General features: G+C 70.9%; 16 protein-coding genes. 6 read left to right on the forward strand and 10 right to left on the reverse strand.

Annotation, left to right across the window (positions count from 1 at the left end; genetic code table 11):
* Positions 1-95: 95 nt before the first annotated feature.
* The 4 genes from FCH28_RS31340 to FCH28_RS31355 all read right to left on the reverse strand — a co-directional run bounded on the left by FCH28_RS31340 (position 96) and on the right by FCH28_RS31355 (position 3,295).
* The gene (locus tag FCH28_RS31340; RefSeq protein WP_136743559.1) at positions 96-1,058 is read right to left on the reverse strand and encodes an electron transfer flavoprotein subunit alpha/FixB family protein; all 963 of its coding nucleotides are present in this window, start codon (positions 1,056-1,058) and stop codon (positions 96-98) included.
* Positions 1,059-1,112: 54 nt separating this feature from the next.
* Positions 1,113-1,898, reverse strand: coding sequence for an electron transfer flavoprotein subunit beta/FixA family protein (locus tag FCH28_RS31345; RefSeq protein WP_136743560.1), 786 nt, complete (start codon positions 1,896-1,898; stop codon positions 1,113-1,115).
* A gap of 212 nt (positions 1,899-2,110) precedes the next feature.
* Positions 2,111-2,617: a flavin reductase family protein gene (locus FCH28_RS31350; protein WP_136743561.1), complete on the reverse strand. Its 507-nt coding sequence runs from the start codon at positions 2,615-2,617 to the stop codon at positions 2,111-2,113.
* Positions 2,618-2,875: 258 nt separating this feature from the next.
* Positions 2,876-3,295 carry a thioredoxin family protein gene (locus FCH28_RS31355; RefSeq protein ID WP_136743562.1) on the reverse strand — a complete coding sequence of 140 codons (420 nt, stop codon included), beginning with the start codon at positions 3,293-3,295 and terminating at the stop codon, positions 2,876-2,878.
* 75 nt (positions 3,296-3,370) lie between these two features.
* Between FCH28_RS31355 and FCH28_RS31360 the strand changes: the two genes are divergently transcribed.
* Positions 3,371-3,787, forward strand: coding sequence for a DUF4395 domain-containing protein (locus tag FCH28_RS31360; protein WP_136743563.1), 417 nt, complete (start codon positions 3,371-3,373; stop codon positions 3,785-3,787).
* Between the two features lie 192 nt (positions 3,788-3,979).
* Entirely contained in the window at positions 3,980-4,696 is a 717-nt protein-coding gene (locus FCH28_RS31365) for a lysophospholipid acyltransferase family protein (protein WP_136743564.1), read from the forward strand.
* A gap of 3 nt (positions 4,697-4,699) precedes the next feature.
* Here the strand turns inward: FCH28_RS31365 and FCH28_RS31370 are convergent, their stop codons facing one another.
* From FCH28_RS31370 to FCH28_RS31390, 5 genes are all read right to left on the reverse strand, one after another.
* A complete protein-coding gene (locus FCH28_RS31370; protein ID WP_136743565.1) occupies positions 4,700-5,401 on the reverse strand; it encodes a B3/B4 domain-containing protein in 702 nt (233 codons plus the stop codon).
* A gap of 12 nt (positions 5,402-5,413) precedes the next feature.
* Positions 5,414-5,992, reverse strand: coding sequence for a transglutaminase-like domain-containing protein (locus FCH28_RS31375; RefSeq protein ID WP_136743566.1), 579 nt, complete (start codon positions 5,990-5,992; stop codon positions 5,414-5,416).
* A gap of 102 nt (positions 5,993-6,094) precedes the next feature.
* Positions 6,095-7,183, reverse strand: coding sequence for a threonine aldolase family protein (locus tag FCH28_RS31380; protein WP_136743567.1), 1,089 nt, complete (start codon positions 7,181-7,183; stop codon positions 6,095-6,097).
* On the reverse strand, positions 7,162-7,959 hold the full coding sequence (locus FCH28_RS31385; protein ID WP_425472042.1) for an SDR family NAD(P)-dependent oxidoreductase: 798 nt from the start codon (positions 7,957-7,959) through the stop codon (positions 7,162-7,164). The genes FCH28_RS31380 and FCH28_RS31385 overlap by 22 nt, the downstream gene beginning before the upstream one ends.
* A gap of 23 nt (positions 7,960-7,982) precedes the next feature.
* Positions 7,983-9,380: a DUF6421 family protein gene (locus FCH28_RS31390; RefSeq protein ID WP_136743569.1), complete on the reverse strand. Its 1,398-nt coding sequence runs from the start codon at positions 9,378-9,380 to the stop codon at positions 7,983-7,985.
* A 628-nt stretch (positions 9,381-10,008) separates the two neighbouring features.
* Between FCH28_RS31390 and FCH28_RS31395 the strand changes: the two genes are divergently transcribed.
* Complete coding sequence (locus FCH28_RS31395; protein ID WP_136743570.1) at positions 10,009-10,692, forward strand: glycerophosphodiester phosphodiesterase; 684 nt, start codon at positions 10,009-10,011, stop codon at positions 10,690-10,692.
* Positions 10,693-10,723: 31 nt separating this feature from the next.
* On the opposite strand, the gene FCH28_RS31400 is transcribed toward FCH28_RS31395, so the two are convergent.
* Positions 10,724-11,257 (reverse strand): GNAT family N-acetyltransferase, encoded by a 534-nt coding sequence (locus FCH28_RS31400; RefSeq protein ID WP_136743571.1) that lies wholly within the window; start codon positions 11,255-11,257, stop codon positions 10,724-10,726.
* 214 nt (positions 11,258-11,471) lie between these two features.
* Here FCH28_RS31400 and FCH28_RS31405 point away from each other — a divergent pair, with 214 nt between their 5' ends.
* The 3 genes from FCH28_RS31405 (at position 11,472) to FCH28_RS31415 (ending at position 13,722) form a co-directional block, all read left to right on the forward strand.
* Positions 11,472-11,858 carry a VOC family protein gene (locus FCH28_RS31405; protein WP_136743572.1) on the forward strand — a complete coding sequence of 129 codons (387 nt, stop codon included), beginning with the start codon at positions 11,472-11,474 and terminating at the stop codon, positions 11,856-11,858.
* A gap of 207 nt (positions 11,859-12,065) precedes the next feature.
* On the forward strand, positions 12,066-12,659 hold the full coding sequence (locus FCH28_RS31410; RefSeq protein WP_136743573.1) for a DUF5134 domain-containing protein: 594 nt from the start codon (positions 12,066-12,068) through the stop codon (positions 12,657-12,659).
* Between the two features lie 127 nt (positions 12,660-12,786).
* The gene (locus tag FCH28_RS31415; protein ID WP_136743574.1) at positions 12,787-13,722 is read left to right on the forward strand and encodes a M56 family metallopeptidase; all 936 of its coding nucleotides are present in this window, start codon (positions 12,787-12,789) and stop codon (positions 13,720-13,722) included.
* Positions 13,723-13,727: the final 5 nt, after the last annotated feature.

Genomic DNA, 13,727 nt, shown 5'->3' on the forward strand with positions numbered 1-13,727 from the left:
CAGCACACAGCACGAGGCCCCGTACGCACCGGATGCGTACGGGGCCTCAAGCCGTTGCGGGCCTATGGGCTCAGGCGCCCGCCGACCCGTCCGCCTCAGCCCTTGCGGGCCTTGACCTCTTCGGTGAGCGCCGGGACGACGTCGAACAGGTCGCCGACCACGCCGTAGTCGACCAGGTCGAAGATCGGCGCCTCGGAGTCCTTGTTGATGGCGACGATGGTCTTCGAGGTCTGCATACCGGCGCGGTGCTGGATCGCGCCGGAGATGCCCGCCGCGATGTACAGCTGCGGCGAGACCGACTTACCGGTCTGGCCGACCTGGTTGGTGTGCGGGTACCAGCCGGCGTCCACCGCGGCACGCGAGGCGCCGACGGCCGCGCCGAGCGAGTCGGCGAGCGCCTCGATGACCGGGAAGTTCTCGGCGCCGTTGACGCCGCGGCCACCGGAGACCACGATCGCGGCCTCGGTCAGCTCCGGGCGGCCCGTCGACTCGCGCGGGGTGCGCGAGACGATCTTGGTGCCCTTGGAGGAGTCGGCGACGGTCACCGCGAGCTGCTCGACCGTGCCGGCGGCCGGCGCGGCCTCCGGAGCGGCGGAGTTGGGCTTGACGGTGATGACCGGGGTGCCCTTGGAGACACGGGACTTGGTGGTGAAGGACGCCGCGAAGACGGACTGCGTCGCCACCGGGCCCTCGTCGCCGGCCTCCAGGTCGACGGCGTCGGTGATGATGCCGGAGCCGATGCGGACCGCGAGGCGGGCCGCGATCTCCTTGCCCTCCGCGGAGGACGGCACCAGGACGGCGGCCGGGGAGACCGCGTCGTAGGCCGCCTGGAGCGCGTCGACCTTGGGGGCGACGAGGTACTCGGCGAACTCGGGCGCGTCGGCGGTCAGGACCTTGACCGCGCCGTGCTCGGCGAGCACCGGGGCGGCGGTGTCGGCGCCGGCACCGAGGTGCACGGCCACCGGCTCGCCGATGCGGCGGGCGAGGGTGAGCAGTTCGAGGGTGGGCTTGCGTACGGCGCCGTCCACGTGGTCGACGTAGACAAGGATTTCAGCCATGGGGTGACTCTCCTGCGGGAAGAATGAGGGCGGTTGAGCGGACGTGACGCCGGATCAGATGAACTTCTGGCCCGCGAGGAACTCGGCGAGCTGCTTGCCGCCCTCGCCCTCGTCCTTGACGATCGTGCCCGCGGTGCGAGCCGGGCGCTCGGCCGCTTCGTCGACCTTGGTCCAGGCACCCTCGAGACCGACCTCGTCCGCGTCGATCTCCAGGTCGTCCAGGTCCAGCTCCTCCACCGGCTTCTTCTTCGCGGCCATGATGCCCTTGAAGGAGGGGTAACGCGCCTCGCCGGACTGGTCGGTGACGGACACGACGGCCGGCAGCGAGGCCTCCAGCTGCTCGGTCGCGGTGTCGCCGTCACGACGGCCCTTGACGGTGCCGCCCTCGACGGAGACCTCGGAGAGCTGGGTCACCTGCGGTACGCCCAGGCGCTCGGCGAGCAGCGCGGGCAGCACGCCCATGGTGCCGTCGGTGGAGGCCATACCGCAGACGACCAGGTCGTAGCCGGTGTGCTCGATGGCCTTGGCGAGCACGAGCGAGGTGCCCAGCGCGTCGGTGCCGTGCAGGTCGTCGTCGTCGACGTGGACAGCCTTGTCGGCGCCCATCGACAGCGCCTTGCGGAGCGCGTCGCTGGCGTCCTCGGGGCCAACGGTGAGGACCGTGATCTCCGCGTCGTCGGCCGCTTCCTTGATCTGCAGGGCCTGCTCGACGGCGTACTCGTCGAGCTCCGAGAGGAGGCCGTCCACGTCATCGCGGTCGACGGTCAGGTCCTCGGCGAAGTGCCGGTCGCCGGTGGCGTCGGGCACGTACTTCACACAGACAACGATCCTCAAGCTCACGCCGGCTCTCCTACCTGCTTCGTCTCTTCAGAACTGCCTTGTGCTGGCAGCATAGGCGCCTGTTGGGGCGGCTTCCGGTCGGTTGCGGGTCCCCGCGCCGACGCTCATGTTACCCACCAGTACATCCAGTCTGGTGCCCCGAAGCAAGGCTGTCGAAATGTGACCTTGCCAACGGCCCCGACGGCGCAACGGCGCAGCCGTACGGGAACCCGTCAGTCCCGCAGCGCGTTGAAGCGTCCTTGGTGATAGAGCAGCGGCCGGCCCGGTCCCGCGGGGTCGCCGACGACGGGCTGGGCGAGCACGATCCGATGGTCGCCGGCCGGCACCCGCGCCACGACCCTGCACACCAGCCAGGCCAGTACGCCGTCCAGGAGGGGCACGCCCTCGGGGCCGGTACGCCAGGAGGTGCCCTGGCCGAAGCGGTCCGCGCCGCTGCGCGCGAAGGTGGCGGCCAGCTCCCGCTGGTGCTCGCCGAGTATGTGGACGCCTATGTGCTCGGCCTCGGCGACGGCCGGCCAGCTGGAGGAGCCGGTGCCGATACCGAACGAGAGCAGCGGCGGCTCGGCGGCGACGGAGGTGAGCGAGGTGGCGGTGAAGCCGACGGGCCGCGAGCCGTGCGCGGTGATCACCGCGACGCCGGCGGCGTGCTGGCGGAAGACGGAGCGCAGCAGGTCGGGGTTGGCGGTGCGGGGCGTGCCGAGGCCGGGCGAGGCCGTCATGGAGTTGTCCTTCTGGTGTGGTGTACGAGACCGAGCGGGGCCGCCGACGGCCGTGCGACTGTCGGCGGCACAAATGTCGTCGCTGCTCACACGCTTGGACAGCGTGCGCTGGCGGTCCGCAGAAGGTCGACGTGCGCGCGTCCGTACAGAAGGGTTCCAGGCCGCATCACGTCAGCGTGACGATGCGTGACCCACAGCGTCAAGTGGCGTCGGTCATCTGGGAGATCAATCACGGCTGGAAGGTCCACGGCCAGCGGATCAATCGGGGACAGCGGTGCCCAGGGCGGCGATGATGTCCGCCTTGCGCGGCTGGCCGGAGGCGCGGCGGACGATCGCGCCGTCCGCGTCGAGCACCAGCACGGTGGGCGTACGGAGGATGTTGAGGCTCCGTACGAGCTCCAGATGGGCCTCGGCGTCAATCTCGACATGCGCCACCCCCTCCACCATCTCCGCGACGTCGGCGAGGGTGCGCCGGGTGGCCCGGCAGGGCTGGCAGAAGGCGCTGGAGAACTGCAGCAGGGTGGCCCGCTCCCCCAGCTCCGCGCCGATCTCGGCGGCACCCAGCCGCTGTCCGCCGTCCCGCCCTCGCACCGTCACCCTCCCATTGCGGCGTTTGTACAGCAGGCCGAAGGCAGTCGCCGCCAACAGCACCCCGATACACACCATGAGTCCAGTCATCTCCGGGTACAGCGTTCACGGGATCGCAAACATTCCCCGGGCCGGATCGGGTCCGTTATACGGGAGGGTGGGGGCATGAGTGACAACAGGGTCGATGTCCGGGGTCCGAGGTTCGCGGCGGCGCTGACGAGCGTGGTGCTGGCCGCCGCGCTGATCAGTGGCAGCGGGTGGGTGCTGGCGTTCCAGGCGCTGGTCTTCGCCATCGGGGTGGCAGCCGGCGTCCAGCGGTCGCCGTACGCCTGGCTGTTCAAGGTGGCGGTGCGTCCGCGGCTGGCGGCGCCGCGCGAATTCGAGGACGCCGCGCCGCCGCGTTTCGCGCAGGGTGTCGGGCTGGTCTTCGTGGCGATCGGGCTGGTCGGCTATTTCGCCGGGCCGGAATGGCTGGGGCTCGCGGCCACCGGCTGCGCGCTCGCGGCGACCTTCCTCAATGCCGCGTTCGGCTACTGCCTCGGGTGCGAGGTGTACCTTCTGCTGCGGAGGGCGACCGGATGAGGCGCCGGACGAGGTGAGCACCGGGTAAGCCTCGGGTGAGCCCCACGTGACGAGAATCTCCCGGTCCGGGCGGCCTACGCGGTAGCCGCCGGGGCCGTGATCGGGCACGATCTCCCGGAGCCGCACACTTACGGCTGCGTAGGTTTCCGCCGGGAGAACCCTCCCCAGGCAAAGAGAAGGGGTCCCCCGAACATGGCAGAGCTCGTCTATCCGCCGGTGATCGGTGCCGCCCGCACCGTTTTCAAGGCGCTTGACCTGAAGTTCGACATAGCAGGGACGGACCACATTCCGCGCCGTGGCGGTGCGGTTCTGGTGAGCAATCACATCGGCTATCTGGACTTCGTCTTCGCCGGTCTGGCGGCACGCCCGGCCAAGCGGCTGGTGCGATTCATGGCGAAGGAATCGGTGTTCCGGCACAAGGTGTCGGGGCCGCTGATGCGCGCGATGAAGCACATTCCGGTGGACCGGGCGCAGGGGATGCACGCCTACAAGCACGCACTGTCCGCGCTGCGTTCGGGCGAGATCATCGGGGTGTTCCCCGAGGCGACGATCTCCGAGTCCTTCACCCTGAAGAACTTCAAGTCGGGTGCGGCGCGGCTGGCGCAGGAGGCCGGGGTGCCGCTGCTGCCGGTGGCGCTGTGGGGCACCCAGCGACTGTGGACCAAGGGCCACAAGCGGGATCTGGGCCGCAACCACTTCCCGATCACGATCCGGGTGGGCGAGCCGCTGGAGGCCGACCCGGCCGAGCAGGCCGAGAAGATCACCGACCGGCTGCGGGCCCGGGTGCAGGACCTCCTGGAGGCGGCCCAGCGCGCGTACCCGGTACGCCCCAAGGGTCCCGACGACACCTGGTGGATGCCGGCGCACCTCGGCGGCACGGCCCCCGCGGCTCCCGGAGCGCCGGCGTAGGGCCTACCGGTCTCCCCACACCTCACCGATCTCGATTCGGGCCTCAGGGCAGGCTTTGTGCAGCGCCTCGGCGAGCTCGGCGCCCGCCGCCGTCAGCTCGTCGAGGGGCATCGGCGCCATCCGCTCCAGCAGGAAGAGCGCGCTCACGGAGTCCTCGGTGAGGCGGGTGCGGACGCCCTGGCGCCAGTTCCAGCGGCGGCAGGTGACGCCCTCGTCGTCGCACCACACGACCTCGCCGGCGTCCGGGTGCTCGATGGTCTCCGCACCGGCCGCCGCGGTCACGAACGGCTCCGCGCCGGTGGCCCGTACGAGCCGCATACCGCCCTGGATACGGTCCAGGTCCTCGCCGCCGACGGGGATGAGGTGGGCGACGCTGATGGCGTTGTAGACGTCGACGAGCCGGTTGATCCGCGGCAGTCCGCCGTCCGCGAGGGCGCGCCTGGCCAGCGCCTCGGCGGAGTTGCGGGTGCGCGAGGGCTTGCTGCCGAAGGCGGTGTACGCGGCCCGCCAGGCGGCGATGTGCGGGTCGTCCTGCGGAGCCCGCCCGCCGAGCCGCTCGGCCAGGCGTCGGGCGGCCTCGTCCAGCAGCGCCGAACTCGCGTCGTCGCTGGGCCCGTTGGTGAGTCCGTGCGCCTCGACGGCGAGATGACCGAAGCCGGGGGCGAGGGCGCGTACCTCGTCGGAGACATGCAGGGGGCGGGTCATGGGTGCCGTTCCTCAGAGTTCGGTGGGGAGCGTCTGCCAGAGGTGAGGCCGGTCGACGGCCTGCTGGAGGGATTGGAGCACGACGGGGTGCGGTTCAGCAAATAGTACCGGGTAGTCCAGTTCATTGGACTCGGGTTGGGCGAGGAAGGCGAGCTGCTCGCGATCCAACCGGAACTGCGCGTCGACACCGGGCTTGTTGCCCCGCGGATCCTGCCGGGCCCAGCGGTCCTCGCCCGGGAGCTTGACGGCGATCAGGCCGTGGACCGTGTCGAGCTTCTGGTAGCAGAGCGCGGCGGGGATGCCCTCCGTCCGCAGCAGGGCGACCAGGGCATGCGCTTTGGCGTAGCAGATGCCGGTGCGCTTCTCCAGGACGTCGGAGGCGCGCCAGGTCACCCTCATGTCGCCACTGTCGGCACTGTGCGGGATGGTGTCGCGGACGAACTCGAAGGCGGCCTTGGCGTATGCGTATGCATCGGGGGCGTCGGCGCGCAGTGTCGCGGCGGTGGCCTGGACGAGCGGATGGCCGTGGTCGATGACTTCGCTCGCCGCCAAGTAGGCGGATATTTCCGGGGAGTTCTGGATCAGGTCCATGACCATGGAGCGTAGCCATGCGCCCGACCGAAGGTCAATGACTTTTCGGTCGAGCGCATAGCTATGCAGTTCGTGAGGGGAGGCTCCCACCTCCGACAGGCTCTAGCGGCCCATCTCCTCCCGCAGCGCCTCGAGGAACCCGTCCACGTCCTCCTCCGCCGTGTCGAACGAGCACATCCAGCGGACGTCGCCGGCCTGCTCGTCCCAGAAGTAGAAGCGGTAGCGCTTCTGGAGGCGTTCGCTGACGTCGTGCGGGAGGCGGGCGAAGACCGCGTTCGACTGGACGGGGTAGAGGATCTCGACGCCGTCGATGTTGGCCACGCCGGCTGCCAGGCGCTGGGCCATGGTGTTGGCGTGCCGGGCGTTGCGCAGCCACAGGTCCTTGGCCAGCAGGGCTTCCAGCTGGACGGAGACGAAGCGCATCTTGGACGCGAGCTGCATGGACAGCTTGCGCAGGTGCTTCATCGCACGGACCGCGTCGGGGTTGATGACGACCACGGCCTCGCCGAAGACCGCACCGTTCTTGGTGCCGCCGTAGGAGAGGATGTCGACGCCGACGGCGTTGGTGAAGGCGCGCATCGGGACGTCGAGCGAGGCCGCGGCGTTGGCTATCCGGGCGCCGTCGAGATGCACCAGCATGCCGCGCTCATGGGCGTGTTCGCAGATGGCGCGGACTTCGTCGGGCGTGTAGACGGTGCCGAGCTCGGTGCTCTGGGCGATCGAGACGACCTGCGGCATGGCGCGGTGCTCGTCGTCCCAGCCGTACGCCTGGCGGTCGATCAGCTCGGGGGTGAGCTTGCCGTCCTCCGTGGGCACGGTGAGCAGCTTGAGCCCGCCGACCCGCTCGGGTGCGCCGCACTCGTCGACATGGATGTGCGCGGTGTCGGCGGCGATCACCGCGCCCCAGCGGTCGGTGACCGCTTGGAGCGCGACGACGTTGGCGCCGGTGCCGTTGAAAACCGGGAACGCCTCGGCGCTCTGGCCGAAGTGGCTGCGGATGACACGCTGGAGGTGCGCGGTGTAGTCGTCCTCGCCGTAGGCGACCTGGTGGCCGCCGTTGGCGAGGGCCATCGCGGCGAGGATCTCCGGGTGGGCGCCCGCGTAGTTGTCGCTGGCGAAACCGCGTACCTGGGTGTCGTGGTGCTGCCGGGCGTCGGTTTTCTCTCCGATCACGGCTCGGGGGTCAGCCACAGACGCTTTCCATTCACTTCCTGGGCGGACCTGCTCCAGACGCCGGCGATGGCCTCGGCCAGCTCCGTGACGTCCGTGAAGCCCGCGAACTTGGCGTTCGGTCGCTCGGCGCGCATCTGGTCGTTGACGAGCGCCTTCACGATCAGGATGGCAGCCGCGGCGTTCGGGCCCTGCTCGCCCCCCTCCTTGCGGAACGCGTCCGCCAGCGCCAGCGTCCATGCCTCGGCGGCGGCCTTGGAGGCGGCGTAGGCGGCGTTGCCCGCGGTGGGCTTGCTCGCGCCGGCCGCGCTGATCAGCAGATAGCGGCCGTTGCCGCTGCGCTGGAGGGGTTCGTGGAAGGCGAGGGAGGTGTGCTGGGCGGTGCGGATCAGCAGTTTGTGCAGCACGTCCCAGTCGGAGAGGTCGGTCTCCCCGAAGGTCGCCGAGCCGCGCCAGCCGCCCACGAGGTGCACCAGGCCGTCGACCCGGCCGAATTCCTTCTCCGTACGGGCCGCCCACTCGCGGGCCTGGTCCAGGTCGAGGAGGTCGACCGTCTCCCCTATCACCGTGGCACCGCCATGGGCGTAGCGGGCCGCGTCCACCGCCTCCGCGAGCCGTTCGGGGTTGGAGTCGGAGCCGACCACGACGGCGCCGGCCTCGGCGAGGCGCAGCAGCGTGGCGCGGCCGGCCGGGCCCGCCGCTCCGGCCACCGCGATGACGGCGCCCTCCAGCGGCCCCTGGCCGCCCGTCGAAGTAACCATCTTCGTCGCCTCCTCATCCTGCTTCTGGACGGCCATGTGCCGGCTGTTCCGGCGGGTCTTCACGCCGCCGCCAAGGTGTCGCTGTCGGCCGTGATGCCCTTGGTGGAGGCGATCACCGTACGCAGCTTCTTGCGGAGCGCCTCGTAGAACATGCTCAGGGGGAACTCGTCCGGAAGCACGTCGTCGACGAGCTTGCGCGGCGGCTGGTCCAGGTCGAGGGCGTCGGGACCCTTGGCCCAGACCGAACCCGGGTGCGGAGCGAGGTAGGTCGAGACGAGGTCGTACGCGGCGAACCAGTGGACCAGCTTGGGCCGGTCGATGCCGTCGCGGTAGAGCTTTTCGATCTCGCCGCACAGCTGGTTGGTGACCTTGGGCGCCCGCTCCCAGTCGATGTGCAGTGTGTTGTCCGTCCAGCGTACGACGTCGTGCTTGTGCAGGTACGCGAAGAGCAGTTGTCCGCCGAGGCCGTCATAATTGCGCACCCGGTCGCCGGTGACGGGGAACCGGAACATCCGGTCGAAGATCACCGCGAACTGCACGTCACGTCCCTGGGGGTAGCCCTCGGCCTCCAGCTTGACCGCCTCCTTGAAGGCGGTGAGGTCGCAGCGCAGCTCCTCCAGGCCGTACATCCAGAACGGCTGGCGCTGCTTGATCATGAACGGGTCGAACGGCAGGTCGCCATGGCTGTGGGTGCGGTCGTGCACCATGTCCCACAGCACGAACGCCTGCTGGCAGCGGTCCTGGTCGGCGAGCATCTCGCGGATGTCGTCGGGGAGTTGGACGCCGAGCGTCTCGATGGCGGCCTCGCTGACCCGGCGGAAGCGGGCGGCCTCGCGGTCGCAGAAGATGCCGCCCCAGCTGAACCGCTCGGGGGCCTCGCGGACGGCGATGGTCTCCGGGAAGAGCACCGCCGAGTTGGTGTCGTAACCGGCCGTGAAGTCCTCGAAGGTGATGCCGCAGAAGAGCGGGTTGTCGTAGCGGGTGCGCTCCAGTTCGGCGAGCCAGTCGGGCCAGACCATGCGCAGGACGACGGCCTCGAAGTTGCGGTCCGGGTTGCCGTTCTGGGTGTACATCGGGAAGAGGACGAGGTGCTGGAGGCCGTCGGCGCGCTGCCGGGCGGGCTGGAAGGCGAGCAGCGAGTCCAGGAAGTCCGGTACGCCGAAGCCGTCGTCGGCCCAGCGGCGGAGGTCGGCGGCGAGGGCCTGGTGGTAGGCGGCGTCGTGCGGCAGGAGCGGGGAGAGCTCCTCGACGGCCGCTATCACGCGCTCGACCACGCGGCGGACGGCGTCGGCCGTCGGCGCACCCTCGGCCGCCAGGTCGATCGATCCGTCATTGGACTGCCAGGGACGGATGGCCTCGACGGCGTCCTTGAGCACGGGCCACGCCGGATGTTCTACGACACGCTCTGCGGTCGTGGTGCCTCCCTGGACACCCACAGGCGAAAGAATTTCCGTCATGACTGCCCTCCGGCGGTAGATCGTGTTGTCAGGACACGGTAACCACCCGAGGATCGCCCGCTCAAGGGGGCCCGGTGAAAATAATTCTGCGTATACCCCCTGATCACGCCCCTTTTTCCTGTCGCTGAGCGCAGACGCGACAGGAACTGCCAGTGCTGCCAAGGGTTCCCGCGCTTCTTCCAGAACTTGGGACAGCGTGTGGAAGCCGGAAAACTTCCGGGGCGGTGACCCTCGGTCACGGGGCCGGCAAATCGCATTTGCCTGGCATATGCGGATCGCACTTGCGGGAGGCGAGTCGGCCGGGATCCGGGGGCAGACGCGAGCCCGCGACGCCGTCCCGCGACACCCGCCACTCCCCACCGGGCCGGAAATATTCCCCCATCACCCAAATGGTGGTTTACAGCCGGCCGCACGCCGGCGCCGTCAGCGCGGGGAGGACGCGCCCACGCACGGGTGAGCCGGCCTGATCGGGGAAGGTGGCGGGTACCCGTACTGGACACACCGCGGTCGCGTCCGATGACCGGTTCGCCGGGATCCGGGCCGTTAGGCTGTGCGCCGTTTCGTGCAGCCATGTGACGTAAAGACGCCAGTCGACAGTTTCACCCGAGCCGACAGAAGCGAGGCAGCCTTGTCCTTTCTCACCATCGGACACCGCGGGGTCATGGGCGTGGAGCCGGAGAACACCCTGCGCTCCTTCGTACGCGCCGAACGCGAGGGCCTCGATGTGATCGAACTGGATCTGCATCTGAGCAAGGACGGCGCGCTCGTGGTGATGCATGACGCGGACGTGGACCGGACGACCGACGGCACCGGACCGATCGCCGAGCGCACCCTCGCCGAGCTGCGTGAGCTGGACGCCGGGCGGGGCGAGCGGATTCCCGTCTTCGAAGAGGTCGTCGAGGCGGTCCGGGCGCCGCTGCAGGCGGAGATCAAGGATGTGGCGGCCGCGCAGGCGCTGGCGGAGGTGATGCGGGCGCGCGATCTGACCGGCCGGGTCGAGGTGATCTCCTTCCACGACGAGGCGCTGGCCGCGATCCGCACCCTGCTGCCCGGAGTGCGCACCGCCCTGGTCGGCAGCCGCTACGGCTCCGACGTCGTCGACCGGGCGCAGGCCGTGGGCGCCTCCATGCTCTCCCTGAACATCCGCAGGCTCACCCTCGAACTGGTAGAGCGCGCGCACGCGGCGCATCTGAAGGTGCTGGGCTGGACAGTCAACACCCACGATCATCTGCGGCTGGTACGCGGGCTGGGCCTGGACGGCGCGGTGACCGACCTGCCCGAGATCCGGCGGGCGGTGCGCTTCACGGCGTGACGCGGGCGGCACGGGCGCAGCGGGGTGCGGCTCAGCCGAGCGGTTTGACCAGCAGCTCGAAGGCCAGGTCGGCGCGCTGCGGGATGCCGAACCGCTCGTCCCCGTACGGGAACGGGCTGAGCTCGCCGGTGCGCCGGTAGCCGCGGCGCTCGTACCAGGCGATCAGTTCCTCGCGCTGCTGGATGACGGTCATCCGCATCTCGCGGACTCCCCAGGTGGCCAGCGCGGTCCGCTCCGCCTCGGCGATGATCATCTTGCCCAGGCCGCCGCCCTGGAGCGTCGGGCGGACCGCGAACATCCCGAAGTAGGCGTGGTCACCGCGGTGTTCGAGCTGGCAGCAGGCGATCAGCTCGCCGTCGCGCTCGGCGATCAGCAGCAGGCCGGTCTCCTTGCCCAGCACGGCGGCAACGCCGTCCGGGTCGGTGCGCTGGCCCTCCAGCAGGTCCGCCTCCGTCGTCCAGCCGGCCCGGCTGCTGTCCCCGCGGTACGCCGACTCGATGAGCTCCACCAGCCCGGGGATGTCGGCGTCGGTGGCATTGCGGAAGGTCAGCTCGCTGGTGGGCATGGTGCGCGGGGTCCTCTCGGGGCGGCCGGACGCGGGCAGGGCCCTGCGACCCCTGGGCGTAATGGCGGGAATATGCCTGGAGTGGAGGCTAACAAGACGCCTGCCCCCGATGTCGGGCTGTCCGGCCACCGGTCTTCTCCTCTCTGACACGGCGCGCAGGACACGGCGCGCGGCTCGCCGGGTCCGGGCGGCACGTCGGCGTAGGGTCCGCAGCATGGTGCAGGTACTGAGCAGCAGGGTCCTGGTGCGGCCGGCCGATCCCGACCGGTCGCGCACCTTCTACGGCGAGGCGCTGGGGCTGGAGATCTACCGGGAGTTCGGTACGGGGCCCGAGCGCGGCACCGTCTACTTCCTCGGCGGCGGGTTCCTGGAGGTCTCCGGGCGCTCCACGGAGCCGTCGGGCCGCACGCTCCAGCTGTGGCTCCAGGTGGCGGACGCGGCGGCGGCGCACGAGGAGCTGGTGGCCCGGGGCGTGGAGGTGCTGCGGCCGCCGGTGCGGGAGCCGTGGGGGCTGATCGAGATGTGGATCGCCGACCCGGACGGCCACCGGATCGCGGTGACCGAGGTTCCCGCCGACCATCCGCTGCGCTTCCGGCCCTGACGGCGGCCCGGCGGGACGTGGCTCGTCGGGACGTGGCCCGGCAGGAGGCCGGCCCGTACACCCGTTCCCGGCGTGCGCTCCCCCGTTGCGCCGATGCGCTCCCGTGTGCCCGGCCGCAGCCGGGCAGCGTGCCGTCGTACGGGATCGGGGTCCCGTACGGCTGTGGCGTGCCCGCGGCCGTGCGGCGAGCGCGTGGGGAGGTGCTCCGTGCACGGACCGCCGTGGGTCGGCTGGCTGCTGGTGCTGTTGGGGGCGGCGGCGGGCGGGTACTGCCTGTCGCGGGCGGGTACCGGCACCGCCGCACAGCGGGTGGAGGCGCGCGGTGAGGCGCTGATGGGGCTGGGCATGGCGGTGATGGCGCTGCCCGCGTCCGCGGTGGCGCCGCCCTCGTGGTCGCCGTGGCTGTTCGCCGGCGTCTTCGGGGCTGCCGGCCTGCGGGCGCTGGCGCTCCGTCATCCGCACCACGTGGTGAGTTCGGGCGCGATGGTCTATATGGCACTGGCGATGACGGCCGCTCCGGAGACTCCCGCGGGACTCGCCGGACACGTCGCGCACACCGGGCATTCGGCGCCCGGTGGCGTGCCGCTGCTGACCGGTCTGTTGCTCGGCTACTACAGCCTGTTCGTGATCACCGCGGGCATCCGGCTGGCGCCGGCGGGAGCGGCCGGACCGGCGGGCGCGGCCTGCACGCCGACGGCCGTGGCGACGGGCGGGATCGCCGCAGTGCCGCGGCCGGAAGTGCTGGGCGCGTGCCGACTGGCGATGGGCATCGGGATGTTCGCGATGCTGCTGGCTCTCTGAGCTGCGGCAATGACTCTCCCGACGCCCGCACCCCGGCCGGCGGTTCACACCTGTGACGAGGGTGTCGTACGTCACTTCACGCGTCCGGCCGTACCCACCGGTAGTCGGGCGCTCATAGGCTGACGGCATGATGGTCCCCGTCGCGCTGATGATTCTCGGCGTGTTGGCCGCGGCGACGGCGCCGCGGCTGATGGCCCGTTCCGACTGGCCCGATCGCGAGCCGGTGCTCGCGCTGTGGGTGTGGCAGTGCGTGGTCGCCGGTGTGCTGTTGTGCTGTGGGCTCGCGATGTCGTTGAGTGCGGCCGCCGCCTGGGAGACCATCCGCGGCCCGGTGTTCGGGTTCGCTCCGCCGGTCGTCGTCGACGCGTATGCGCTCCAGGCGTATGGGCCGTGGGCCGGTGCGCTGGCGCTGCTGCTGGCCGGCGGCGGCGCGTGGACCGCCGTCGTACTGACCCGTGAGGTGCGGGCCGCCCGCGCCCGGCGGCGGCAGCGGCGCGCCGATCTCCTGCTGCGTTCCCCGCAACTGCCCGGCGAGGAGCCCTCCGCGGAGCGGCTGGTGCTGCTGGAGGACGACCGTCCCGAGACCTGGTGGCTGCACAGCGCTTCGCCCCAACTGGTCATCACCACCGCGGCGTTGCGGCGCCTGAAAGGCCGTCAGCTCGATGCGCTGATCGCCCATGAGCAGGGCCATGCCCGCGCCCGGCACGACCTCCTGCTGTACTGCGCGTCGGCGCTGGCCGTCGGCTTCCCGCAGATCCCGGTCTTCGCCGCGTTCCGCGACCAGGTGCACCGGCTGGTCGAGCTGGCCGCCGATGACGTGGCCTCACGCCGGTTCGGGCGACTGACGATCGCTCTGGCCCTCGTCGAACTCAACGAGGACCGCGGGGTGTTCGGGCCCTGCCCCACCCAACTCGCCGAAGTCCCCCACCGGGTGGACCGCCTGCTGGCACCCGCGCCCCGCTTCACCACGGGCCGCCGGCTGCGGATGACGGCCTACGCGACGCTGCTCCCTGCGGTGCCACTCCTGGTGACGTTCGTGCCGGGCCTCAGCGCGCTCGCGTAGGACGA

The sequence above is a fragment of the Streptomyces piniterrae genome (assembly GCF_005048155.1).
GTDB lineage: Bacteria > Actinomycetota > Actinomycetes > Streptomycetales > Streptomycetaceae > Streptomyces > Streptomyces piniterrae.